We start from the raw sequence: 22682 nt of genomic DNA on the forward strand, positions 1-22682 counted from the left end.
ATTTGGAACAGCGAAGACGCTGTATGCATTGCCCGACTAAAGGCCGGCTAGCGCTTTCGCAAGCGCGAAGACATACGCCGGACCGCGCGCAGCACTGCAACAACCTCTGCATGGAGCACGCGACGGGCGCGTCTGGAGGAAGAGCGCAGAATGTCGACAATAGCGCGCTGCGGACGAGAATGAAGAGTGCTCATCGTCATCTCCTTATAGGCAGCAAGGAAGAGAACGGGCTTGCGCGCTCCAGTTCGCTCGCCATGCTGCGGGGCAAACAAATCGAAACACGCAGTGCGCGCCGGTGGGTTATCGCGCGCACTGCCTGAGCAGGATATAACTTAGTTTCACTGACCAGAAATTTCAAGATGTCTGAAAACCGCGCATTCATTGATGGCGTGCCACCGCGCCGTAGCCAGCCGCCTGGCGGCGCATCGAAGAAGCCGGTGCCGCTACGGAGCGCGGCGTGACCTTGTTTTCGCCCTTGAAAAATCCGCCACAAGGCCTATCTTAAGTTTCGCTCAGGCAGACGTGCGGTGCTCGACCGGCCGCACGCTGCGTGTTTCGATTTGTTTGCCAGACGCTGGCGGGCGAACTGGAGCGCGTAGGCCCGTTCGCCTCAATGCGTCACTTGAGGAGGACTACATCATGAGCGATCTTTATTCCGGCACCGACCTGTTCAGCGACTTCGACCGCTTACAGCGTCAGATGGCAAGCCTGTTCAATACTTTCCCGTCCAGCATTCGCGCGAGCCGCTTGGGCACGTTCCCGGCCGTCAATCTTGGCGCTACTGACGATTCCATCGAAATCGTCGCATTCGCGCCGGGCATCGACGCGGCCGCACTCGACGTATCGATCGACAAGGGCGTGCTGAGCATCAGCGGGGAGCGCAAACCGACCCTGCAGGGCGCCAATGACGAAACGCGCATCTATGCGCAGGAGCGTTTTAGCGGTGCCTTCCGGCGCGTCATCGAGCTGCCACAAACGGCGGACCCCGACAAGGTTCAGGCCCGTTATGAAAATGGCTGCCTGACGATCACCATCGGCAAGCGCGAATCATCGAAGCCGCGCGCGATTTCCGTCCAGTAACCCGGGAGCCAATCATGAACGACACGACCCAACTCGCACAACGCGACCAATCGGCACTCGCGCGGCACCAGGGCGAACAGTCCAGGCGCCGCATGACGATCACTCCCGCCGTCGACATTTATGAGGACGGCCAGGCCGTCACGCTGTGGGCCGACCTGCCCGGCGTCACCCGGGACAAGCTGGATGTACGGGTGCACGACGGAAACCTCTCGATCGAGGCTGAGGCAGTCGTCCCGACGCCCGCCAACCTGCGTCTGCAGCATGCCGAGGTCCGGGAGCCACATTTTGCGCGGACCTTCACGCTGTCACCGGACTTTGACGTTTCGAAGATCGAGGCGAATCTGCTGGACGGCGTGCTCAGGCTGACGATCCCTCGCCGCGAAGAAGCGCGTCCGCGGCGTATCGAGGTCAAGACCGGCTGACGCACTGACGACAAGGCGTGGGCGGTGGTGGCCGCGCCGCCACTGCCCACGTGATGGCAAGGAGGTTCTTTGCCCGTGTAAACGCATCTTTTCCGGAGGGGTCGCGACGTTCGTATCTGCACGATACCCGTGCGATTTGTCGTGGCCCGCACCCAGGCACCAGACGGCTACGTCGCCGTCGCGCGGAACGAATCCCGGGTCGCCCACCGGAGGGCGGCGTCCTTCGAGCCTGGCTCGATGTCACACCAGAATTCCTGATGTCGCGCACCGAGACGCCGGGCTGCCTCGTAGCGATGAAAGTGCCCGGCGAGCCAGAACCTGCACCCATCATAGAAGACCTTCATTGCGGGCCGCGCCGCCCGCATCGACCCGCACGCTATGGCGGACAAAGCTTCCTCCAGCTGGGCGTCGTCGAGAGATTGGCCAATGGCAAGTTCATCGGCAACCGAGAGCTGTGAGAACTTCAGGTAGTCTGCTTTTAGCACGCCAGCGGGAAGCGGCCTGGCAGGTGCGCCAGCAGGCGAACGAGGAGCGCTTGACATCGCGAGATTATTCTTTGGGACCAGCAAGACAGCGGTGTCAACACGCGACCTGTATCGCCATTACCCGTCGTTGCCGGCTGGAGCAGTTCATTCTTCCGCCATGAGATGGCGGATAACCAGCGCCGGGTCGGCAATGTCCAGGATGAGCCGGCGAAGAATGCGTCTGCGCATGTGCTCCTCATCAAGCATCCAGGGCGCGCCCTTTTCGCTCAGGTAGCGGGCCAGCGCTTGCTGGTGGTTCGTATCGCCGGGCAGGCCAAGCCGTACGGCAAGCAGCCCCGCGACGACGTCGTCGATCTCGATGTCGAGCGGTTTCGAGTCAATGCAAAGGTCGAGTTTCATCTTTGTCTGCGGCAAAAAGCGGCGCCGCGAGATGGAAGCAATGGCGGCGCCGAAGGCAGTGCGCTGGCCGTGAGGGAGCGGCCAGCGCTTGCAGGAAGCGACTCAGTACTCCAGTTCAGGTGCGACGGCCGGCGCCGGCTTCTCGTCCTTCGGGGCTTCGGCGATCGTCGCGTCCGTGGTCAGGATGAGACCGGCAATCGATGCCGCGTTTTGCAGCGCCGTGCGCGTAACCTTCGTCGGGTCGACCACGCCCGCCTCGACGAGATCGCCGTACTCGCCCGTGGCCGCGTTGTAGCCATAATTGCCTTTGCCTTCGAGCACCTTCGCAATAACCACCGAAGGCTCATCGCCCGCATTCGAAGCGATGACGCGCAAGGGCGCTTCAAGCGCGCGCAGTACGATCTGGATGCCCGCGTCCTGATCGCCGTTGGCGCCCAGCAGGCCGCTCACGGCGGCTCTTGCGCGCAGCAGCGCCACACCGCCGCCCGGCACGATGCCTTCCTCGACCGCCGCGCGCGTCGCGTGCAGCGCATCGTCGACACGGTCCTTTTTCTCCTTCATCTCGACTTCGGTTGCAGCGCCGACCTTGATGACGGCCACGCCGCCCGCGAGCTTGGCCACGCGCTCCTGCAGCTTGTCGCGGTCATAGTCGCTCGTCGTCTCGTCGATCTGCACGCGGATGGACTTCACGCGTGCGTCGATGCGCTGCGCGTCGCCCGCGCCATCGATAATGATCGTGTCGTCCTTGCGCACTTCGACGCGTTTCGCGCGGCCGAGATCTTCGAGCGTAGCCTTCTCGAGTTGCTTGCCCGTCTCTTCCGAAATGACGGTGGCGCCAGTCAGGATGGCGATATCTTCCAGCATGGCCTTGCGCCGGTCGCCGAAGCCGGGCGCCTTGACAGCCGCGACCTTGAGGATGCCGCGCATCGCGTTCACCACGAGCGTGGCCAGCGCCTCGCCGTCGATATCTTCTGCAACGATCAGCAAGGGCTTGCCCGCCTTGGATGCCGCTTCGAGCACGGGAAGCAGATCACGGATGTTCGAGATCTTCTTGTCGTGCAGCAGGATCAGGGCGTCGTCGAGATACGCGGCCTGCCTGTCGGGATCGTTGATGAAATACGGGCTGATGTACCCGCGATCGAACTGCATGCCCTCCACCACATCGAGTTCGTTCTCGAGCGACTTGCCGTCCTCGACCGTGATGACGCCTTCCTTGCCGACCTTTTCCATCGCGTCGGCGATAATCTTGCCGATTGCCTCATCCGAGTTCGCCGAGATCGAGCCGACCTGCGCGATTTCGCGGTTGGTCGAAATTGGCTTCGACAGCTTGCGCAGCTCGTCCAGTACGGCGCTTACGGCCTTATCGATACCACGCTTCAGATCCATCGGATTGAGCCCCGCGGCGACATGCTTCATCCCTTCCTGCACGATCGCCTGTGCGAGCACGGTCGCAGTGGTCGTACCGTCGCCCGCCACGTCCGCAGTCTTCGATGCGACCTGCTTGACGATCTGTGCGCCCATGTTTTCGAAGCGGTCCTTCAGCTCGATTTCCTTTGCAACCGAGACACCATCCTTGGTAATGGTCGGCGCGCCGAAGCTGCGTTCAAGCAGAACATTGCGGCCCTTCGGCCCGAGCGTGACTTTCACGGCGTCTGCGAGGACATTGACGCCCTTGACGATACGGGTGCGGGCGCTGTCGTGGAACCTGACGTCTTTTGCACTCATTTTGTTGCTCCAGATAAAAGTCGTTGACGGATCGCGGACACGCGGGTCCGCTACCGGACAAGGTTTCAGGCCGCCTTGCGGGCGACCGTATCGGCTTCGATGACGCCCATGACATCTTCCTCGCGCATGACGAGCAGCTCTTCGCCATCGACCTTTACGGTCTGGCCTGCGTATTTGCCGAATAAAACCTGGTCCCCGACTTTCAGCTGCAGTGCGCGCAGCGTTCCATCCTGCAGCAGGCGGCCGCTGCCGACTGCAATGACTTCACCCTGTTCGGGTTTCTCGGCGACTGAGTCCGGAATCACGATGCCCGAGGCCGTCGTCCGCTGCGTCTCGATTCGCTTGACGATAACCCGGTCGTAGAGGGGACGAATCTGCATTTCCATCTCCTGAGCGATAAAGGATCACCAATAAGGGAATCCGGCTGCCACGTTAGCGGCGCGCGAAGCGCCGCCGTGCAGCCGTGCCAGTGACTGGCGGAAAGCGAAATAGAGGCAGCCCCGCTGCTCTTCAAGAGGGCAAACACGCCGCGCTTTGTAACAAAATGTTTCAACGCAGCAGCATGATGCGATTGACGGCACCCAGGCGATAGACGGTGCGACCGTGTCCGTCCGCACGGCGCGGCTGTGGCGCCACGGGACACGGCGGCCGGCGTCCTCCGTCGGCCGCAAGCGTATCGTCGGGTTCATCGAGGGCGCTCCACAGCCCGCCCTTGATGGGCCTGAACAGCCAGCGAAGGTAGCCTTTGCGGGCCGCAAGCTGCATCAGTTCGACGCGGCTGGTGTCGTCGGCAAGCAGCTGCGGGCCACGCGCCGCTTCTTCTCCATAGTCGCCGAACGCCTGACGGCACGCGAGTGCTTCGCTTGCGCTGGCACCGATCACGTCACAGCCACGCCGCTCGACGCGTTCAAGGTTCCAGGCGCCGAATTGCCATGCGGCATCGAGCAGCATGGCGTCCACGGTCTCGAAGCTGCGCCAGGGCGTATCAAGCTGGAGCGCCGAGCCGGGAACCGGTCTTGGCGGAATGTCGACGCCGGGTAGCACGAACGGTGTCGCGCGCCGGAAACCGTGCCAGTGAAGCATCGCAATGAGTGGCGTATTCACCTGAGCCGCCGCCGTGACTGTGACGGCAAAGAGCGGCAAGCGCACGCTCTCCATCTGCTCATGCAGCGTATCGAAAAGGTTCATGAAGCCTCCCGGGAGACATGTTGCAGAGCCTCTTGAAATTTCCGTTCGTTGAGCTATTTTATGCATCGCTCAGGCAGTTGCGATTAGCGCTGCGTGTTTCGATTTGTTTGCCGGTGGCGCTTCTCCATCGACGGACGGACTGGAGCGCGTAGTCCCGTTCGTTGTTCGTGAGAGGCCCCGGCTTGAATGGCTTAAGGGACCGGTCATGAGTCACTTTTCTTCAGCATCGCCCGGCGCAGCGGCTTCGCGTCTGCGCCGGGGCGGGCGATCGCCCCCGCAGTGATCGCCTGTCGCGGGACGTGCCGGTGCGCTTCTTCGCATGACAGCACCACATTGCATCGCCCCGCGCGCCTTGTATGCCGCGCACTGTGCATTGATTTCCTGCACCGTGCCGTGTTATTCGGGCCATGTTTTACGGGAGACGGAAATGCTCAGCCCACACGAATTTGCAACGCTGATGCTGGTCCGCCAGGCGCCGGACCAGCTCGACATGGATCGCGCCGAACTCGACGCGCTGCTCGAACGCCAGCTGGTCATGCTGGAACACGGCGCCTCGGGAGCCCGCCGCGCTTACCTGACCGGCAAGGGTAGAACGTTCCTCGAGGCGCTTCACGGGAGCGACATACCCCGAAGCGCGAAGACCGCCGATGGCGGCAGTGGAGAACGCCCTGAAACGCCGTTACGGTTCGATGGCCAAACGAAGGATGTCATGGGGCCGCGACAGGCAAGCTGAATGGCAGTGATCGCAACGCCTGGCTTGACGTCCCTGCGCGACGCTGATTGCTGGCCAACACACGCTCGCCGGGACGCGGCGACGACTTCTTGTAGTCACGTGTCGCGCATTGCCGGTTTATGCGGGCCTGCGGCGCCGTCTGGAATACCGTGTGCTGCAGGGCCGACGGCCGCTCTAGCGTCGCGCGCCCGTTTCCGGCGCGGCGCGATCTCTTACCGGAGGTGTCGTATGCAAGCGGAAAACGTAGTGGAGTATCACGGTTGCGAAGTCCGGCCGGTGGTAACCCCAACCGCGACGGGACGTTATGCAGCAGCGGCCATCGTCACGGACCGCGTCGGCGACACTCGCACGCTCGGGGTAGATGGCGACTTCTCTAATGCGCAGGACGCACGCGATGAAGCCCTCGAACTCGCCGTTGCATGGATCCAGCAACGTTCAGTCATATCGGAACGGTATATCCGGCGTATGTAGGGATGCCCGTCAGCATACGGCGAGCGAGAAACCCGATTGATCAGCCAGTTCTCGCGCGGCGCGATTCGACGCCTGCCGGGCGGCTATGAGTTCTGGCGCAGGTGAACAGGAAGGAAAGAAAATGTCGGACACTCCAATCATCGACCCGTTGGAAGCGGTGCTTTTTGAGCGCATCAAACTCCTGCTGTTCAGCGTCAATCTGCCGGTGCAGCGTCTTGAAGCCGATATCGACGATATTGGACGCTTCACCGAGGCGGATGGACGTTCAGCGCAACTACGCCTCATTGAAGCGATGCCGCCCCTTACGCCCGCCGCCGAAGCAATCGTGCGGGCCATGATCCGTGCGTACGGCGTTGAGCTATTTTCCAGCGGCAGTGCAAACGCGGTTTTGCGCGCGATGATCAAGACCGGTCCCATCAGGTTCGCACAGACTGCCTTGACATTGGACCCCGACCGGCCAGGGCCACAGCGAGCCCTTCAGCTCGTCTCAGAGTTCAACCGCATATTTGAGCGCTGTCCCGAACGGGGCTTCTCCCAGGCACGACAGGTTCTTTCCGCGCTCGGTCTACTCGTCGACCGGAACGCTCCACGGTCTCGTCACGCTAAACGCGATGGCAACCACCAGTCCGGACCGGTCAATTCGGGTCTCTGATCACGCGCCTGAATGACTGACAGTGGCCGCGAAATGGACCTCATACGGAAGAGACGCGATTGACCGTGCCGTCGCACAGTCGGAGATCGACTATCAGCTCGAACTTGCCCGAGGCGCGTCCGTGATCGCGAGTATGCTGAGCGCGGAGAATCTGCGCCGCGGCCATTGACGAGACGTGCACTCCTTTCCTGCCAATTTCCATTCGCAGGACATCTCCACCAACGGCACCACGCTTCATGTGCGCAGCGGCGGTACGAGGCCCGGGGTGGCTGCCGATCTCTTGCACGACCATGGAATAATCGTCCCCTGAACTGCGCGGTCTGGGTCTTCCGTTGAAACCCGCGGGCTTCCAGAATATTCCAGTTGTCCGCTGCAATATCAATTGCTCGAGCGTCTGAATGTGCGACTCCACCGCCGCGCTATGCCCGTCGATTGCCGACCAAAGGAATTCACCAGGCTGCCGGGATCAACGCCGTCCTGGCGGCAACCGCTCAGATGGGTCCATTGCATGGCAGTCCAGATCATCCTCGAGTGGACGTCGATTCGAACATCGCGACGATAGCGAGATCATTCGCTATCGCCCCGCTACTCGCAAGCCATCCCAGGGTTTGCCTTATTCCCGCGTCAAGATCCGGCCGAACAGGCACAGCGAATGCTCTACGTGCATCGCGTCGTCGCCCACTGCGGGGTCATTGCGGAAAGCCCGCGGAGGGCGACTCCCGCCACCTGTCCGGATCGGCCACGAAGATGGCGAGCGCGTTCATAGCTCAACGACCTACTATAGAAAAACTGGTTGACCGCTCCCATTGCCGTGGCGAAGCCAGGGGTCGAACCAGCAGACGGTCCCGCGGCGCATTTCGATGAGCACTCCGCAAGGGGACGCCACATGAACGTAGCGAACGGAAGGATCAGACGAAACGATCAGCAGCGCGTGGTGATGTCCCGCCACGCCGAGCTTGCGCACGCCGGTGCAGCTGACCCGGATGCAGACATCAAGGTCGCACCGCCCCTGCGGGGCAAACGTCTTGCGCTTTGGGTTGCCTGGGCAAGCGCATCATTGGCTGCCGGGGTCATGGGTATCGTCGCGTCTGGCGACCGGTTCGACTATGACAAGCTGCTCGCGATCATCGGATCCACGACGCCAACGCAACACACGTCCTGGTCCGGTGATGTTGCACCACTATCGTCGCCTCCCGCGCGTTCTCCTGCGATTGCGAGTGCTGAGCTCGCCCCACCTGTGTCGTCAGCTCCCGCCGATCACGGCGCGGGATCTCATCCGGATTCTGCTGCAGCGCAGCCGGTTGCACGGGTGCCTGGTCAAGCGAGCCATGCCGCCACACAGAATCACCGCCATCCGGCGTCGCACGTGGGAGCAATCGCACGGCATGCGCCCAGGATCACGCGACCCACGTCGCCAACGCAACAAGCGTCTTCGTCCGATCATGTGGTGAGATCGCCGTCACCCTCTGTCCAGGGAACTGCAATTGGCAGTGCGGCGGGCTCCCCGCCCGTAGCTTCCGCTTCGCTCGATCACCGCGATGCACCTTCTGCGAAGTCTGCTTCGCTGCAACTGGCTCAAGGACAGACTTCAGGCGGCCACAGTGGAGGTGGTTCAGGCGCAGGTGGTTCAGGCGCAGGTGGTCCGGGTGCTGGCGCAGGCGGTGCGGGTGCAGGCGGTGCGGGTGCAGGCGGTGCCGGTGCAGCCGGTGCGGGTGCAGGCGGTGCCGGTGCAGCCGGTGCGGGTGCGGCCGGTGCTGGCGCAGGCGGTGCTGGCGCAGGCGGCGCGGGTGCGGGCGGTGCTGGTGCGGGTGCAGGCGGTCACGGCGCAGGCGGAAACGGCGCAGGCGGCACGGGTGCAGGCGGTGCGGGTGCAGGCGGTGCCGGTGCAGGCGGTCACGGCGCAGGCGGAAACGGCGCAGGCGGTGCCGGTGCAGGCGGCGCGGGCGCAGGCGCCGCGGGTGCAGGCGGTGCCGGTGCAGGCGGTGCCGGTGCAGGCGGCGCGGGTGCAGGCGGTGCCGGTGCAGGCGGTGCCGGCGCAGGCGGTGCCGGTGCAGGCGGTGCCGGCGCAGGCGGTGCCGGTGCAGGCGGTCACGGCGCAGGCGGAAACGGTGCAGGCGGCGCGGGCGCAGGTGGTGCCGGTGCAGGTGGTGCGGGCGCAGGCGGCGCGGGCGCAGGCGGTGCCGGTGCAGGCGGTCACGGCGCAAGTGGAAACGGCGCAGGTGGAAACGGCGCAGGCGGAAACGGCGCAGGCGGTCACGGCGGTGGTGGGAACGGCGGGGGCGGAAACGGCGGAGGCGGTCACGGCGGGGGCGGGTCGAGGTAATCGGCCGCCTTGTTTTCCACCGCCCCTTTTTGCGCAAGAGACAAAGGTCACCGGCTACCAGACCGGTCACCCGATCGTGCAGAGCATGAAGCGCGAGATCCCATGCGGATATCCATTGCTCGAGCGGCCACTCCGGTGACTGTACGCGTCCGGCCACCCCGTTCCTGGCGACACCCCGTGGATCGCTTTCCAAGTCGCTTCGTGAGGCTCGCTATGCTGCTTCCGGCTGCTCCGCCAGATGCAAGCCGTCGCGGCTCGTCTTGTGCGCGTCGATCAACCGATACACCGTTTCGCCCGGCACCGTCTCCGATTCGAGCAACTGGTCCGCAATGGCGCGCAGCACAGGCTCGTTGTCGCGCAGCAGCGCATAGCATGCGTCGTTCAGATCCTTGAGCAGGACGTTCGCGTGCTCGATGGCGCCCTTCATCTGCAAACCCGCGTACTGCGCGGGCAGCGCGGCCAGGCTGAACAGATCGCCGTCCGCGTTGAAGCCGAACTTCGACACCATGTCGAGGCTGATGCGCGAGGCTTCCTGCAAGTCCGACGCGGCGCCGCTCGACGCCTCCGAGAACATCAGCAATTCGGCGTTGCGCCCGCCAAGCAGCACCTGAATCTCGTTGCGCATTTCCGTTTCGCGGTACAGGTGCTTGTCCTGGGTCTTCGTGATCAGCGCAACGCCCAATGCGCCGCCGCGCGGCAAAATCGTCACCTCTTCGAGGATGCCCGTGTCGAGCAGCGCGGCAACGAGTCCGTGTCCGGCTTCATGAACAGCAATACGGGTGCGCTCCTCTTCAGTAAGCGCGCGCTCCGCGCCATTGACATCGCCGATACGCGCGATCTTGATCGCTTCGACAAAGTGCTTCGCCGCGACCATCGTGTCGCCCGCCTTGCGCGCGACCAGCCCGGCCTGATTGACGACCATCGCGAGCGTTGCGGGCGACAGGCCCGTGGTCAGCCGCGCGAGCTGATTGAAATCGATATCCTCCGCCTTCGAGGTCAGCCGCTCCGCATAGAAGCGGATGATGTCCGCGCGATCGTCGAGATCGGGCAGACGCACCTGCACCGTGCGGTCGAAACGGCCAGGACGGCACAACGCTTCGTCGAGATTGTCCGGATGATTCGTCGCCGCGACGATGATCACGCCCTCGTTCGATTCGAAGCCGTCCATCTCCGCGAGCAACTGGTTGATGACGCGATTGCTCTCGGCCTCGACGGGACCGCCGCCCGTATCGGTGCGCTTCGCGAGACCATCGGCTTCGTCGATGAAGATAACGGTGGGCGCGTTCTTGCGCGCGAGTTCGAACAGATGCTTGACCTTCTGAATGCCTACGCCGTAGTACTTCGCGCTGAAATAGCTGCCCGTGATCGAAATGAAGTTCGCCCCGCACTCGCCCGCAAGCGCCTGCGCAAGACGCGTCTTGCCGACGCCCGGGCCGCCCGTCATCAGGATGCCGCACGGCGCGCGCACACCCATTCCCGTGAACTGCTTCGGGTCGGTCAGATAGGCCTGTATGTCGGACAACGCGGCCTTCGCCTCGCCTGCGCCGATCACGTCCTCGAATGAAAGCGCGGGCGTTCTTTCGAGCAGACGCGCGCCGCTCGTCATTTCGCGACGCATGAACCACACGAGTCCGCCGATCAGCAACAGCGGCAGCAGTACGCTGATGGCGTCGCGGGCCTTGTCGAAAGCATCCATCCAGCGCGCGGAGCCCGTATGAATATCGGCATCCGGCAGGTACACCATCTGATACGGCGAATGCGCGTCCGCTTTCATTTCACCCAGCAGCAGCGCATTCGAGAACGCGCCGTTGTGATCGGTGACGTAGTACTTCGCGCCGTCTCCCGTCGACACGAGAATCGCATTCGGACTCACGCCGACTGCCGTGACGTTGTGCTCGCGAATGTCGCGCAGCATCTCCGACGCATCGCGTTCCTGATGTGTCCACGCCGACGCGTCCTTGCGCATTTCGCTCGCGACGCCCGTGAGCACCGGCGAGCCTTGCACGTTACGCTGATCGTGACGCAGATGCAGGAACGTCACGAGCGCCGCGAACGCCGTGGCCATCACGCCGAGCATGACATAGCGGCCGTAGCGCGACCAGAACGTATTCTTTGCCGGTTTCATCAGTTGATTCCTAAAACGGGCCACATGGTGGCCGGCGCGTGTCGACGCGGATAAAAATAAAACGGAGCACGCGCGCGTGATGCGCGTAACGGGACTGGATTGGAATGTGGCCGCAGCCGCGAGCGAGGAAGGGACCAGTTCTTTAGTGCAATGACGTCGGTAAAAAAGACACGCTTATGCGTCCCTCTTTCAACCGCTGTGTGTCTATCGCATTATGCCCAGGCTTATGCCATTTCCAAAACGCCGGAAAAGGGCGTATTTAAGGGCTGATTCGCGCAATCGAACCGATTGGCCTTATAGAAGGCGCATTGCGGGAAGAAGTACCAATTGATGTTCGGATAGCAAAACACTTTTATCTTCGCAAGGCAGCGAAGACAGATCGCGGACGTTGCATCCGCGCCAAGGCTCGTCACAGGAAGATCGGGCACAGACAAAGCGGAAAACGCTCCGCCTGTGCCCGACAACGTCAACGTCTCACGACACCCATGAGCAACGTGACGATGAAGATGACGAGGAACAGGAAGAACAGGATCTTCGCGATGCCGGCCGCTCCCGCTGCAATTCCGCCGAAGCCGAACACCGCAGCGATCAGCGCAATAACGAAGAAAACCAACGCGTAATAAAGCATGTTCCGACCTCCGTTGCTTGAGTGATGGTCCCGGGCTGCTTGCGCGGCGACGTCCCATCACCGGAGCAAGCCGTGTACCCGACAGCAGGCAACGGAGTCTCGATCGTAGGCGGGAAGCCTATGCGATGGCGGCAACCGCCGCGCGCAATCCGAGCAGATAGCTGTCCACGCCGAACCCGCAAATCTGCCCCTTCACGATTTCCGCGAAAACCGACTGATGACGAAACGGCTCGCGCGCATGAATGTTCGACATATGAATCTCGACGACAGGGACGGTCAGAATCGCGAGCGCATCGCGGATTCCGTAGCTGTAGTGCGTCCACGCGCCCGCGTTGATCAGCACGGCGTCGGCGCCGTCAGTGAATGCCTGGTGAATGCGCTCGCACATGTCGCCTTCATGATTGGTCTGATAGCTGTCGACCTCGACATTCAACTCGCGTCCCAGCGCCCGCAATGCATCGTCGATTTCGGCGAGCGTCACCGTGCCGTACTGCACCGGATCGCGCTTGCCGAACATGTTGTGGTTGATCCCATGCAGCATCAGTACTTTTTTCATGTTTCCTCCGTTGGTTCGAAATCAGCGCGTCAGACCGTCGCGCCGCCCCGAGTATCGACGATCGCGCCGGTTCGGGCCGATTCCGCGATGGCTTCTGTAATGCGCAGGTTCCGCAGGCCATCGTGCACGGTGACGAGCGGCTGTGCGCCGCCTTCGATCACGTCGCAGAAGTGATCCAGTTGCCGCTCGAGCGGGTCCGTGCGCCCGACGCTCGCAACCGATACGTCGAACGGCTTCCACCACGAGCGCGCCTCCCTGGTAGCGTAGGTCTTCAGGCGCATCGTAGGCACGGACAACGAACCCATATCGCCCGCGATCACATAGCAGTCTTCGTCGTCGTAGGACGCATAGCTCTTGTTTTCCTGCGAGGTCTGCTCCCAGCTGCGCGGCGACGCGGCCGTATCCGACAACAGAAACGTGCCGAGCGCGCCATTCTCGAAACGCAGATTGATCGCCACGGTATCTTCGACGGCAAACCCGCGCGCCGCATTCGACGCGAACGCCTGCACCGCGACGATCTCGCCGCACAGCGAACGCAGGTTGCCGATCTCGTGAATCATGTTGAGGAGGATGGGTCCGCCGCCCGCTTCGCGCCGCCACGGCGCGGCGTCGAAGTAATCGTCGGGTTTGAAGAACATGGCGCTGCCCATCACGCCGACAATTTTCCCGATCCGCCCTTCTCCGATGATCTCGCGCGCTTTCGCGAGAATCGGGCTGTGCGCGCGATGATGGCCGACCAGAAGCGGCACGCCCGCCGTATCAGCCGAGGCGCGCAGGCGCTCGCCTGCATCGAGGGTATGCGCGACGGGCTTCTCGATCAGCGCGGCAACGCGCGCGCCGATGCATTCGAGCGCCTGCTCGACATGCAACTGGTTCGGCGTCGCGAGCACCACGCCATCGGGACGGCTGGCAGCGAACAGTTCGCCGAGGGTGCGAAAGAGCGGCACGTCGGCGTGGTTCGCCACATCTCGCGCGGCGGGGCCCGGATCGACGATCGCCGCCAGACGGCAACGCGGATTCTGCTGGATCAGTTCGATGTGGCGTCGGCCAATCAAGCCGGCGCCGGCGACGGCAAGCTGCAGTTGTCTCATGATTTCGTCGTGTTATCGCCCAGGATTGGACGTCTTCGTAAATTCCGACTAGATTACTCGTGCCGATCACCAACACAATGCAGCCGAATGGAAAATCATAATGCGCTATTAGCCAATAATGACGGCTTCCTGCGCGACCTGCAGTTGTTCTGCACCGTTGCCCGCCGCGCGAGCTTCATCACCGCGTCGACCGAAATGGGCATCTCGCCTTCGCATGTGAGCAAGCGCATCGCGTTGCTCGAAAAGAGTCTGGGCGTGAAGCTGTTCTTGCGCACGACCCGCCGCGTCAGCGTGACGAGCGACGGCGAAGCGGCGTTCCAGTGGGCGCAGAAAATCCTCGACGACGTGCAAGGCATGTCCGACGCCTTCGCCGGGCTGAAGAGCGATCCGCGCGGCGTGATCCGCATCAGCACGAGCCTGCGCCTCGGCCGCGATCACGTATCGCCGATTCTCATGCTGTTGAGACAGCGCTATGCCGCACTCGAAATCTGGCTCGAACTGCTCGACCGGCGCGTCGATCTCGTCGGCGAAAACTTCGATATCGACGTACGGGTCGGCAACATCCAGGAGCCGCATCTGATCGCGCACAAGATCGTCGACAGCGCGCGCATCCTGTGTGCGTCGCCCGCCTATCTGAAGCGGGCGGGGACGCCCCGCACGCTCGCCGATCTCGCGCAGCACGATTGCCTGATGTTTCGCGATCGCGACCAGCGCTTCGGCGTGTGGCGCCTGACGGGGCCGGACGGCGAGAAGTCGGTGAAGGTCACGGGCCCGATCGCGTCGAATCACAGCGACATCGTCCAGCGCTGGGCGCTCGAAGGCTATGGCGTGATCATGGCGTCGATCTGGGACGTCGCATCGAGCCTCGAATCGGGCGCGCTCGCGCGCGTGCTGCCGCAACATCATCAACCCGCCGATGTCTGGGCCGTGACGTCGGCGCGCGCGTCATCGTCCGCGAAGATTCGCGTGTGCGTGGACTTTCTGAAGGAACAGTTGACGCGCGGGCCGCACGCGTTGAAAACGCGCGGCGTGGCCGGCTTCTGACAGAAACGTGCAGTGCCCGCTTCAGCGGCTTCAGCCTGCCGCACGCGGCGCAGGCCCGAGCCGTTCGGCAACGGCCGCACACGCGGCGCGCAACGGCTCGACATAGGTTTCCAATGGCGTGTCGCTGCGCCTGAACAGTGGAATGCTCACGCTGATACATGCAATGGGCAAGCCGTCCGCGGCGCGAATCGCGCATCCGTAGCAGAAGATCTGCGGTTCGTTTTCCTCGCGGTCTTCGGCGTAGCCGCGCTCGCGCGTCTCATCCAGTTCGTTGCGCAGCGCATCCGGCTCGACGATCGTATTCGCCGTGAAGCGCGTGAGCGTCACGCCTTCGAGCAGCGCATCGCGCGCCGCATTGTCCAGCGCTGCCAGGTACGCCTTGCCGACCGAACTCGAATACAAGGTCACGCGCGTGCCGATGCGCGACGCCATGCGCACCGCATGCGGGCTTTCCAGTTTTTCGATGTAGACCATCTCGCTGCCGCTGCGCACGGCGAGGTGCACGGTTTCCTGCGTCGCGTCGCGCAGCGCCTGCAAGGCATCCGCCGCCGCGACGCGCACGTCCGAGCGTTCCCAGCTACGGCTGGCGAGCGTCATCAGGCGTGGCCCGAGCTCGAAGGTTCCGCCGCGCAGGCTTTCGACGACGAGACCTTCGGCCATCAACGCGCCGACGATCCGATACACCGTCGGACGTGGAAAGCCGCTCGCCGCCGCCAGTTGCGGCACGCTGGGCGCATCCTTCGCATCGGCGATCAACTGCAGCACCGACATGAACTTCGAAAAAGCGGCGGTGCCTGTGGCGCGTGCGGCTTCGAGCGCGTCGGCGGCGGGTGTCGGCATGGTCGTGTGATGAGCGTTGAATGTGCAGGGCAAAGCGACGCGATTATAACGAGCCGCTGCGCCCTGCCATCAGGCGACCAGATATCCGCCGTCGACAGGCAGCACCGTGCCCGTGATGAACGACGCACCCGGCGAGCAGAGAAAGGCGACGGCCGGGCCGATGTCGTCGGGCGAGCCCCAGCGTCCGAGCGGCGTGCGATCGAGGATCGCCTTCGAACGTTCGTCGTCGTGCTGCAGCGCGTGCGTCAGCGGCGTGGCGATCCAGCCCGGCGCCACCGCGTTCACGCGGATGCGGTCGGGCGCGTACGCGATGGCGAGCGACTTCGTCAATTGCGCGACGCCGCCCTTGCTCGCGCTATAGCCCGGCACCAGCCCGCCGCCGAAAAAGCTCAGCATCGAAGCCGTGTTGACGATCGCGCCGCCCCGCGCGCGCAACAGCGGCCGCGCCGCCGCGCACGCGCGCATCGTGCCCGTGAGGTTCACGTCGATCACCTGCGCGAAGACCTCGGGGTCGAGTTCGTCGCCGCGACGTATCACGCCCGCGCAATTGACCAGCATGTCGAGCGAAGGCAACGACGCGAACAGCGCGTCGACGCCCTCCTTCGATGCGACGTCGAGCGGCACCGCTTCGATGCCGTCGGCGGCGAGCGCGCTGCGTTGCTCGTCGGTCGGCGCGAGACCCGCCGCGATCACGCGCGCGCCGAGCGCCGCGAGCTGACGCGCGATGCCCGCGCCGATGCCTTGCGTGCCGCCCGTGACGACGGCCGTCTTGCCTGCAAACAGATCGTGTTGAAACGTCATATCGGTGAAGTTCAGGAGTGAGTCATGCGGGTTTCGGCTGCCGCGCCTTCGTCGGCGCGTTCGGCGATCGGCATGCGCACGACGAACATGTACACGAGCGCCGCCGCGAACGCGACACCCGCGCTGATCAGGAACGCGTTGACGAACGAATGCGTCTTGTCGACCACCACGCCCGTGATGAACGGCGCGAACGAGCCGCCGAAATAGCCGCCGAAGTTCTGGATGCTGCCCAGCGACGCCACGAGGTGCCGCGGCGCGGCCACGCTGACGAGCGCCCATGCCGCGCCGCTCGCCAGGTTGACGAAGTACATCGCAAGAGAGAGATAGACGATCGCGAGCGTCAGCGTCGGCGTGAATGCGGCGGGCACCGTGAACACGGCCGCGCCGATCAGGCCGCAGCAGATCGGCCACTTGCGGCTGCGGATGGGCGCCATGCCGCGCGCCATCAGGCCATCGGCGACGAAGCCGCTCGACAGCATGCCGAGCGTGCCGAAGATGTACGGAATCGACACGACCCAGCCCGTCTTCGCGATGGTCAGATGCCGTTCGTGTTCGAGATACGCGGGCAGCCACGTGAGATACAGCCACACCATATAGATCACGCCCATGAAGCCGAAGATCATGCCCCACGTGGTCGCGGAACCGAACAGGCCGCGCCATTCCACGAACGTCATCTTGCGTTCCGCGCGCGCGAGCGGCTCTTCTTCCGTCAGATGCTTGACCTCGTGCGGTTCGAGCGCGATGTCGGCGCGATTGCGATAGATCATGTACCAGCCGATCGACACCGCAATCCCGAGCACGCCCATCACGACGAACATCCAGCGCCAGCCGAACGAGAGCAGCAGCACGGTGAGAATGGGCGGCGCGAGTGCCGGGCCGATCGTCGACGAGGTGGTGAAGATGCCCGTCGGGCGGCCACGTTCGCGCAGTGCATACCATTCGCTGACGACTTTCGCGCCCGCCGGAAATTGCGGCGCCTCGCCGATGCCGAGCGCGATGCGCGCCGCGAGAAACTGCGGCAACGTATGCACGAGGCCGCCGCACAGTTGAGCGCACGACCACACGAACATGCCCAGACCGAGCATCACGCGCGCGCCGAAGCGGTCGAGCATCGCGCCGACGGGAAGCTGCGAAAATGCGTACGCAAACGAAAAGGCCGACAGCAGCAGCCCCATTTGCGACGCCGTCAAACCCAGCTCGCCGCTCACCGAATGATTGGCGATGGAAAGCGTGCTGCGGTCCAGATAATTGACGATGCCCGCCAGCGTCAGGAACGTTAGCGCGACCCATTGAATGCGCCTGAGGCGCGGTGATTTCGCTTGCATGTGTCTGTCTCCTCCGTTGCTCTTGCGAGTCTGTGTGGAAGTCATTGCGTGAATGGCATGGTGTTTCCGGCAAATCAACAGGTAGCGCGTCCTCCAGAAAGATCGAACACCGCACCCGTGCTGAACGTGCACGACGACGAGCACAGCCACAGCGCCAATTCCGCGACCTCGTCGGGCTCCCCGAGGCGCTTCATCGGGCTCTTGTCGATCATGGTCTGCACGTGCGCGTGCGACATCTGTTCGAGCAGCGTCGTGCGCACCGCTGCCGGTGCGATCGCGTTGACGAGCACGCTGCCTCGCGCGAGTTCCTTGCCGAGCGACTTCGTCAGCGCCAGCACGCCCGCTTTCGCCGCGCTATACGCCGACGCATTCGGCGTGCCTTCCTTGCCCGCGAGCGACGCAATGTTGACGATGCGCGCGTCGCGCGCGCGGCGCAGCGTGGGCACCAGTTGCCGGCAAACGTTGAAGGTCCCCTTGAGGTTCACATCGACGATGCGCGACCATTCGGCGGGATCGTATTCGTCGAGCGGCATCGTCGGTCCCGCGTAGCCCGCATTGTTGACGAGCACGTTCACGCCGCCGAAGCGTTCAAGCGTCGCCTGCGCAGCGCGCTCTACCGATGCGATGTCCGCGATATCGACGGGAAAGCACGCGATGCGCGGGCTATCGGTGAACGAAGCCTGCGTATCGCGATCCCACACGGCAACCGATGCGCCGCATTCCGCGAGCCGGCCCGCGATCGCCGCGCCGATCCCGCGCAAGCCGCCCGTCACGACGGCCACTGCGCCCGCAAAGTCGTACGATGCGCGGCGCAAGTCGAGAGGCGCATTCACCGCTCACCTCACGAACTGGTCGACATAGTTCGCGCCGAGCCCGACGCGCTCGTAGTGCGCGCGGCACATGTCGAGCTTCGTGAACACGTCTTCGTAGCCGGTGTGATTGCCGTATGGGTCGCAGTAGTACATGACGCCGTTGACCTGGAAGTACGTGATCATCTCTTCGACGTCTTCGGGTACATAGAGCGTGTGCGTTTCGCCTGGCGGCTCGAACACGTAGCTGCCTTCCGTGGCGACCCAGTCGTGCTCCAGATAGCGCCAGCGCCCTTTGAGCACCATGCCGTGCACCGCCTGCGGATGGCGATGACGGCTCAGCACGCCCGACTTGCGCACGCGCAGCAGATTCATCCAGTAACCGCTCGACACGTTCAGACACAGCGGGCGGAACGAGACGTTCTCTCCCTGCGGCACCCAGACGCGTTCATCCTGCGGAATCGCCGACTCGACGACGATCTCGCGCAGCGCTTCGGGCGGATTGGGGAGTTGATAAGGCGTCATCGCGTCGACGCCGTTGGTTGGGGCTGTCATTGTGTCTCCGAAGATTTCGTCCATATTATGGACTTGAAAATCGTATTATGGACACAATGGTCGAACGGATCGCATGCGGTGTCAAGCGTTGATTTCGGGATTGCGCACGCTTGGAGAAAAGACCGGACCGCTGGTCAACGAAGCGTTTCAGCCGCGCTTTCCGTCGCGCCGCCGATGCGCGTTTCGAGAAAACGCAGCAGCGCTTTCACCTTGCTCGAATGACGGCGATTGGGCAGATACGCGGCGTAGACGACAGCCTCGCCGTTCTGCGGCGTCACGTCGTAATCGGTGAAGAGGCGCATCAGACGTCCCGCGTCGATCTCGTGATTGACGAGCCAGTCCGGCAACAGCGCCAGCCCTTGCCCGGCGAGCGCGGCTTCGAGCAGCATCTCCAGGCTGTTGGAAATGAGCCGTCCGCGCACATCGATACGTTCGTGTTCCGCGTCGCGGCTGAACGTCCATACCTGGCGCGCGCGATAACTGCCGCCGTATGCGATGCGCAGACATTCGTGCCCGGCGAGCGCGGCGGGGGTCGGCGGCGTGCCTGCGCGTTGCAGATAGTCGTGGCTTGCGACGAGATAGCGCGGATTGTCCGCGAGTTTCTTCACGACGAGATTCGGATCGCGCGACAGCAGACCGATGCGCACGGCGACGTCGATGCGATCGAGGGCGAGGTCTGCGTAGTGATCGGCGACGACGACATCGAGCGCGACGCGCGGATACTCGGCGAGAAACGCGGCGAGATGCGGCGCGAGCCGCATGCGGTTGTATGCGGACGGCACGGTGATGCGCAGCGCGCCGACGGGTGCAGCGCCGCTGTCGAGAATGCTCTCGTCGGCCTCGGCGAGATCGTCGAGCACTTTGGATATCTGCTCGACGTAGGCGGTGCCTGCATCCGTCAGGCTGACCTTACGCGGCGTGCGGGTGAGCAGGGCTGTGCCGAGCGATGCTTCGAGCGCGTCCATCAGCCGCGTGACCGACGACGTGGCGACGCCGAGGCGCTGTGCGGCGCGGGCGAAACCGCCTGCATCGGCGACTTCGAGCAATGTGTTCAACGCGAGGAGTTTGTCCATGCGGGGGATTATGCCGATGATGGCGATTGCGTTCTATGCAACGGACGTTTGCGTTTGGTGTCTATTCAAGCCTCGCGGCGCGGAGGTTAATCTCTGTTGGTGGAATTTGCGGTCGGTGTTCGGTGTGGTCGGGTTTGTGGTGGGATCCGCGGTTTGGTGTTTTTTTTCGCTGGCATCCGCGATGCGTTATCTAGCTTCACGCGTCGCCCCTGTGCGGGGCGGCACCTACTTTTCTTTGCCGCCGCAAAGAAAAGTAGGCAAAAGAAAGCGGCTCACACCGCCAATTCTTGACGTTTGCCCACGGGCCCCCAACGTCCCCACGCTTCACACGCCAGTGGCCCTGGTTGGTGCCCGTTGCCAACGCTTCGAACAGGTGCCTCACCCGCTTCGATTACCCGTACCCGAGCAAACGGCAGCGAATGGTATGCGCCGCCCAGGTGGCAAACTGTGTGTAGTTTTTCCCGACGTACACGTTAGCGCTCTTACAGGGTGGCGCGCGTGCGCAATTGGTCTGGAGTGAAGCATGTGGAGCACCGAGGGCCTACACACAGTTTGCCACCTGGGCGACCGTGGACTGTCTGGCAGGGCATAGCGTGACGCGGGAGCGTGAAGCGGGTGAGGCGCCCAGCAAGAGCGCTGGCAACGGGCATGGGTCATGTGGTTGCCGAATGAAGCGTGGGGACGTTGGGAGCCCGTGGGCAAACGTCAAGAATTGGCGGTGTGAGCCGCTTTCTTTTGCCTACTTTTCTTTGCGGCGGCAAAGAAAAGTAGGTGCCGCCCCGCACAGGGGCGACGCGTGAAGCTAGATAACGCATCGCGGATGCCAGCGAAAAAAACGCCAAACCGCGGATCCCAGCGCAACAGCAACCACACCCACTAACCTTTCGAATACACGCCGCGCGCACTGTTCCCTGCAATTCGCTATGCTGCCCAGCAACACAGAAAACGTCGACAACGCGCCCCCCAAGCATCCAGGTGACAGCCGTCAATCAGGCGAAAGAAATAGGAGCCAGCATGCCCAGCAGTACTTCGACGCTCGCACGCAGCGACACACCAGCCGCGCTCACGCGCGGCCTGATCGCGCTATTCGCATTCAGTTGCGGCGCGATCGTCGCCAACCTGTACTACGCGCAACCGATCACTGAACTGATCGCCCCGTCCATCCACATGTCGAGTAGCATGGCGAGCCTGATCGTCTCGCTCACGCAGATCGGCTACGCGCTCGGCCTGTTCTTCCTCGTGCCGCTAGGCGATCTGCTAGAAAACCGCAAGCTGATGATCACGACAGCGCTCGTATCGATTGCGAGCCTCGCGGCCGCGTCGTTCACGCATGCGCCGGGCGCATTTCTCGCAGTCTCGCTGCTGATCGGCTTCAGCTCCGTTGCAGTGCAGATCCTGATTCCGCTAGCCGCGCATCTCGCGCCGGATGAAACGCGTGGACGCGTCGTAGGCACGATCATGGGCGGGCTGCTACTCGGCATCCTGCTGTCGCGGCCCATTTCGAGCGTCGTCGCCGGTCATTTCGGATGGCGCGTCGTATTCGGCTCGGCCGCCGTGCTTATGGCAATCGTCACGACCGTGCTCGCGCTGACCATTCCAAAGCGCCAGCCCTCGCACCAGGCCACCTATCCGCAACTGATCGCATCGCTCGGCCATCTGCTGCGCACCATGCCCGTGCTGCGTCATCGCGCGCTGTATCAGGCGTTGATGTTCGGCTCGTTCAGCCTGTTCTGGACCGCCGTGCCCGTCGAGCTGACCCGGCATTACGGCCTGTCGCAGACGGCAATCGCCGTGTTCGCGCTGGTGGGCGCAATCGGCGCGACGTCGGCGCCCATCGCGGGCCGGCTCGCGGACGCAGGCCACACGGTGCGTGCGACGCTGATCGCGCTCGTGGTCGGCGCGCTCGCCTATACGCCAGGTCTGATCCATCCGGCGTGGGGCGTTGCCGGTCTCGTCGTGACGGGTGTCGTGCTCGACTTCGCGGTGCAGATGAACATGGTGCTCGGCCAGCGCGAAATCTACGCGCTGCACGCCGCGAGCCGCAACCGCTTGAACGCGCTGTATATGACGAGCATCTTCGTCGGTGGCGCGATCGGTTCGGCGCTCGCCAGCCCGCTGTACGATCACGGCGGCTGGACGCTGGTGGCAAGCGTCGCGACGGCTTTCCCAGTGTTCGCGCTCGCACATTACCTCGTGATCGGCCGGCCGCATGCAGCAGGCCACGCATGAACACCTGAACGGCCTTTCTTTCGACAGCATCGACGACAACGGCGCGAACCGGCTCGACTGATCTGCCGGCTCGCGCCGTTTTGCCTGCAGCGCGCGAGTCGCTGGTGCGTTGGTTTCGCGCCGCTTTT

23 protein-coding genes are annotated in these 22682 nt (G+C 63.5%); 9 read left to right on the forward strand and 14 right to left on the reverse strand.

Annotation, left to right across the window (positions count from 1 at the left end; translation table 11 throughout):
- The first annotated feature begins 639 nt into the window (after positions 1-639).
- From C2L66_RS35135 to C2L66_RS41005, 3 genes are all read left to right on the forward strand, one after another.
- On the forward strand, positions 640-1080 hold the full coding sequence (locus tag C2L66_RS35135; RefSeq protein WP_060608471.1) for an Hsp20/alpha crystallin family protein: 441 nt from the start codon (positions 640-642) through the stop codon (positions 1078-1080).
- Between the two features lie 14 nt (positions 1081-1094).
- Positions 1095-1502, forward strand: a complete 408-nt coding sequence (locus tag C2L66_RS35140) for an Hsp20/alpha crystallin family protein (protein ID WP_054932380.1) — start codon at positions 1095-1097, stop codon at positions 1500-1502.
- Positions 1503-1759: 257 nt separating this feature from the next.
- Complete coding sequence (locus tag C2L66_RS41005) at positions 1760-1960, forward strand: hypothetical protein (protein ID WP_148654645.1); 201 nt, start codon at positions 1760-1762, stop codon at positions 1958-1960.
- Between the two features lie 171 nt (positions 1961-2131).
- On the opposite strand, the gene C2L66_RS35150 is transcribed toward C2L66_RS41005, so the two are convergent.
- The 4 genes from C2L66_RS35150 to C2L66_RS35165 form a co-directional block, all read right to left on the reverse strand.
- The gene (locus tag C2L66_RS35150) at positions 2132-2386 is read right to left on the reverse strand and encodes a hypothetical protein (protein WP_054932382.1); all 255 of its coding nucleotides are present in this window, start codon (positions 2384-2386) and stop codon (positions 2132-2134) included.
- 102 nt (positions 2387-2488) lie between these two features.
- Positions 2489-4111 carry a chaperonin GroEL gene (gene groL, locus C2L66_RS35155; protein ID WP_060608477.1) on the reverse strand — a complete coding sequence of 541 codons (1623 nt, stop codon included), beginning with the start codon at positions 4109-4111 and terminating at the stop codon, positions 2489-2491.
- 65 nt (positions 4112-4176) lie between these two features.
- Entirely contained in the window at positions 4177-4491 is a 315-nt protein-coding gene (locus C2L66_RS35160; RefSeq protein WP_054932386.1) for a co-chaperone GroES, read from the reverse strand.
- A gap of 169 nt (positions 4492-4660) precedes the next feature.
- The gene (locus tag C2L66_RS35165; RefSeq protein WP_060608479.1) at positions 4661-5299 is read right to left on the reverse strand and encodes a hypothetical protein; all 639 of its coding nucleotides are present in this window, start codon (positions 5297-5299) and stop codon (positions 4661-4663) included.
- 427 nt (positions 5300-5726) lie between these two features.
- Here C2L66_RS35165 and C2L66_RS41975 point away from each other — a divergent pair, with 427 nt between their 5' ends.
- The 4 genes from C2L66_RS41975 to C2L66_RS42210 all read left to right on the forward strand — a co-directional run bounded on the left by C2L66_RS41975 (position 5727) and on the right by C2L66_RS42210 (position 9617).
- Positions 5727-6032, forward strand: coding sequence for a hypothetical protein (locus C2L66_RS41975; RefSeq protein WP_233445053.1), 306 nt, complete (start codon positions 5727-5729; stop codon positions 6030-6032).
- Positions 6033-6260: 228 nt separating this feature from the next.
- Positions 6261-6503: a hypothetical protein gene (locus tag C2L66_RS35180; RefSeq protein ID WP_062918172.1), complete on the forward strand. Its 243-nt coding sequence runs from the start codon at positions 6261-6263 to the stop codon at positions 6501-6503.
- Between the two features lie 121 nt (positions 6504-6624).
- Positions 6625-7155 carry a hypothetical protein gene (locus tag C2L66_RS35185; RefSeq protein ID WP_054932388.1) on the forward strand — a complete coding sequence of 177 codons (531 nt, stop codon included), beginning with the start codon at positions 6625-6627 and terminating at the stop codon, positions 7153-7155.
- Positions 7156-8693: 1538 nt separating this feature from the next.
- Positions 8694-9617: a hypothetical protein gene (locus C2L66_RS42210; RefSeq protein ID WP_060608482.1), complete on the forward strand. Its 924-nt coding sequence runs from the start codon at positions 8694-8696 to the stop codon at positions 9615-9617.
- Between the two features lie 72 nt (positions 9618-9689).
- Here C2L66_RS42210 and C2L66_RS35195 read toward each other — a convergent pair whose 3' ends face one another.
- The 4 genes from C2L66_RS35195 to C2L66_RS35210 all read right to left on the reverse strand — a co-directional run bounded on the left by C2L66_RS35195 (position 9690) and on the right by C2L66_RS35210 (position 13878).
- Complete coding sequence (locus C2L66_RS35195; protein ID WP_060608485.1) at positions 9690-11603, reverse strand: AAA family ATPase; 1914 nt, start codon at positions 11601-11603, stop codon at positions 9690-9692.
- A 466-nt stretch (positions 11604-12069) separates the two neighbouring features.
- Positions 12070-12231, reverse strand: a complete 162-nt coding sequence (locus tag C2L66_RS35200; RefSeq protein ID WP_035993948.1) for a DUF1328 domain-containing protein — start codon at positions 12229-12231, stop codon at positions 12070-12072.
- Between the two features lie 118 nt (positions 12232-12349).
- A complete protein-coding gene (gene aroQ / locus C2L66_RS35205; RefSeq protein WP_054932390.1) occupies positions 12350-12787 on the reverse strand; it encodes a type II 3-dehydroquinate dehydratase in 438 nt (145 codons plus the stop codon).
- Between the two features lie 29 nt (positions 12788-12816).
- Positions 12817-13878, reverse strand: a complete 1062-nt coding sequence (locus tag C2L66_RS35210) for a Gfo/Idh/MocA family protein (RefSeq protein ID WP_060608488.1) — start codon at positions 13876-13878, stop codon at positions 12817-12819.
- Positions 13879-13965: 87 nt separating this feature from the next.
- Between C2L66_RS35210 and C2L66_RS35215 the strand changes: the two genes are divergently transcribed.
- Positions 13966-14922: a LysR family transcriptional regulator gene (locus C2L66_RS35215; RefSeq protein ID WP_054932392.1), complete on the forward strand. Its 957-nt coding sequence runs from the start codon at positions 13966-13968 to the stop codon at positions 14920-14922.
- Between the two features lie 30 nt (positions 14923-14952).
- On the opposite strand, the gene C2L66_RS35220 is transcribed toward C2L66_RS35215, so the two are convergent.
- The 6 genes from C2L66_RS35220 to C2L66_RS35245 all read right to left on the reverse strand — a co-directional run bounded on the left by C2L66_RS35220 (position 14953) and on the right by C2L66_RS35245 (position 20325).
- Complete coding sequence (locus tag C2L66_RS35220; RefSeq protein WP_054932393.1) at positions 14953-15762, reverse strand: IclR family transcriptional regulator; 810 nt, start codon at positions 15760-15762, stop codon at positions 14953-14955.
- Positions 15763-15831: 69 nt separating this feature from the next.
- The gene (locus C2L66_RS35225; RefSeq protein WP_054932394.1) at positions 15832-16563 is read right to left on the reverse strand and encodes an SDR family NAD(P)-dependent oxidoreductase; all 732 of its coding nucleotides are present in this window, start codon (positions 16561-16563) and stop codon (positions 15832-15834) included.
- An 11-nt stretch (positions 16564-16574) separates the two neighbouring features.
- Positions 16575-17888 carry an MFS transporter gene (locus C2L66_RS35230; protein WP_054932395.1) on the reverse strand — a complete coding sequence of 438 codons (1314 nt, stop codon included), beginning with the start codon at positions 17886-17888 and terminating at the stop codon, positions 16575-16577.
- A 74-nt stretch (positions 17889-17962) separates the two neighbouring features.
- A complete protein-coding gene (locus tag C2L66_RS35235; RefSeq protein ID WP_060608491.1) occupies positions 17963-18721 on the reverse strand; it encodes an SDR family NAD(P)-dependent oxidoreductase in 759 nt (252 codons plus the stop codon).
- A gap of 3 nt (positions 18722-18724) precedes the next feature.
- Entirely contained in the window at positions 18725-19252 is a 528-nt protein-coding gene (locus tag C2L66_RS35240) for a 2,4'-dihydroxyacetophenone dioxygenase family protein (protein ID WP_054932398.1), read from the reverse strand.
- Between the two features lie 134 nt (positions 19253-19386).
- A complete protein-coding gene (locus C2L66_RS35245) occupies positions 19387-20325 on the reverse strand; it encodes a LysR family transcriptional regulator (protein WP_054932397.1) in 939 nt (312 codons plus the stop codon).
- A gap of 1014 nt (positions 20326-21339) precedes the next feature.
- On the opposite strand from C2L66_RS35245, the gene C2L66_RS35250 reads away from it, so the two are divergent.
- Complete coding sequence (locus C2L66_RS35250) at positions 21340-22554, forward strand: MFS transporter (RefSeq protein WP_060608494.1); 1215 nt, start codon at positions 21340-21342, stop codon at positions 22552-22554.
- The last annotated feature ends 128 nt before the right edge of the window (positions 22555-22682 follow it).

Origin of the sequence: Paraburkholderia caribensis (genome assembly GCF_002902945.1) — a bacterium.
GTDB classification, from domain to species: Bacteria; Pseudomonadota; Gammaproteobacteria; order Burkholderiales; family Burkholderiaceae; genus Paraburkholderia; species Paraburkholderia caribensis.

Excerpts from the sequence above, each read along its gene's own strand:
- C2L66_RS35135 (WP_060608471.1), top strand. The coding sequence starts at position 640 with ATGAGCGATCTTTATTCCGGCACCGACCTGTTCAGCGACTTCGACCGC.
- C2L66_RS35140 (WP_054932380.1), top strand. The coding sequence starts at position 1,095 with ATGAACGACACGACCCAACTCGCACAACGCGACCAATCGGCACTCGCG.
- C2L66_RS41005 (WP_148654645.1), top strand. The coding sequence starts at position 1,760 with ATGTCGCGCACCGAGACGCCGGGCTGCCTCGTAGCGATGAAAGTGCCC.
- C2L66_RS35150 (WP_054932382.1), bottom strand. The coding sequence starts at position 2,386 with ATGAAACTCGACCTTTGCATTGACTCGAAACCGCTCGACATCGAGATC.
- groL (WP_060608477.1), bottom strand. The coding sequence starts at position 4,111 with ATGAGTGCAAAAGACGTCAGGTTCCACGACAGCGCCCGCACCCGTATC.
- C2L66_RS35160 (WP_054932386.1), bottom strand. The coding sequence starts at position 4,491 with ATGCAGATTCGTCCCCTCTACGACCGGGTTATCGTCAAGCGAATCGAG.
- C2L66_RS35165 (WP_060608479.1), bottom strand. The coding sequence starts at position 5,299 with ATGAACCTTTTCGATACGCTGCATGAGCAGATGGAGAGCGTGCGCTTG.
- C2L66_RS41975 (WP_233445053.1), top strand. The coding sequence starts at position 5,727 with ATGCTCAGCCCACACGAATTTGCAACGCTGATGCTGGTCCGCCAGGCG.
- C2L66_RS35180 (WP_062918172.1), top strand. The coding sequence starts at position 6,261 with ATGCAAGCGGAAAACGTAGTGGAGTATCACGGTTGCGAAGTCCGGCCG.
- C2L66_RS35185 (WP_054932388.1), top strand. The coding sequence starts at position 6,625 with ATGTCGGACACTCCAATCATCGACCCGTTGGAAGCGGTGCTTTTTGAG.
- C2L66_RS42210 (WP_060608482.1), top strand. The coding sequence starts at position 8,694 with ATGCACCTTCTGCGAAGTCTGCTTCGCTGCAACTGGCTCAAGGACAGA.
- C2L66_RS35195 (WP_060608485.1), bottom strand. The coding sequence starts at position 11,603 with ATGAAACCGGCAAAGAATACGTTCTGGTCGCGCTACGGCCGCTATGTC.
- C2L66_RS35200 (WP_035993948.1), bottom strand. The coding sequence starts at position 12,231 with ATGCTTTATTACGCGTTGGTTTTCTTCGTTATTGCGCTGATCGCTGCG.
- aroQ (WP_054932390.1), bottom strand. The coding sequence starts at position 12,787 with ATGAAAAAAGTACTGATGCTGCATGGGATCAACCACAACATGTTCGGC.
- C2L66_RS35210 (WP_060608488.1), bottom strand. The coding sequence starts at position 13,878 with ATGAGACAACTGCAGCTTGCCGTCGCCGGCGCCGGCTTGATTGGCCGA.
- C2L66_RS35215 (WP_054932392.1), top strand. The coding sequence starts at position 13,966 with ATGGAAAATCATAATGCGCTATTAGCCAATAATGACGGCTTCCTGCGC.
- C2L66_RS35220 (WP_054932393.1), bottom strand. The coding sequence starts at position 15,762 with ATGCCGACACCCGCCGCCGACGCGCTCGAAGCCGCACGCGCCACAGGC.
- C2L66_RS35225 (WP_054932394.1), bottom strand. The coding sequence starts at position 16,563 with ATGACGTTTCAACACGATCTGTTTGCAGGCAAGACGGCCGTCGTCACG.
- C2L66_RS35230 (WP_054932395.1), bottom strand. The coding sequence starts at position 17,888 with ATGCAAGCGAAATCACCGCGCCTCAGGCGCATTCAATGGGTCGCGCTA.
- C2L66_RS35240 (WP_054932398.1), bottom strand. The coding sequence starts at position 19,252 with ATGACAGCCCCAACCAACGGCGTCGACGCGATGACGCCTTATCAACTC.
- C2L66_RS35245 (WP_054932397.1), bottom strand. The coding sequence starts at position 20,325 with ATGGACAAACTCCTCGCGTTGAACACATTGCTCGAAGTCGCCGATGCA.
- C2L66_RS35250 (WP_060608494.1), top strand. The coding sequence starts at position 21,340 with ATGCCCAGCAGTACTTCGACGCTCGCACGCAGCGACACACCAGCCGCG.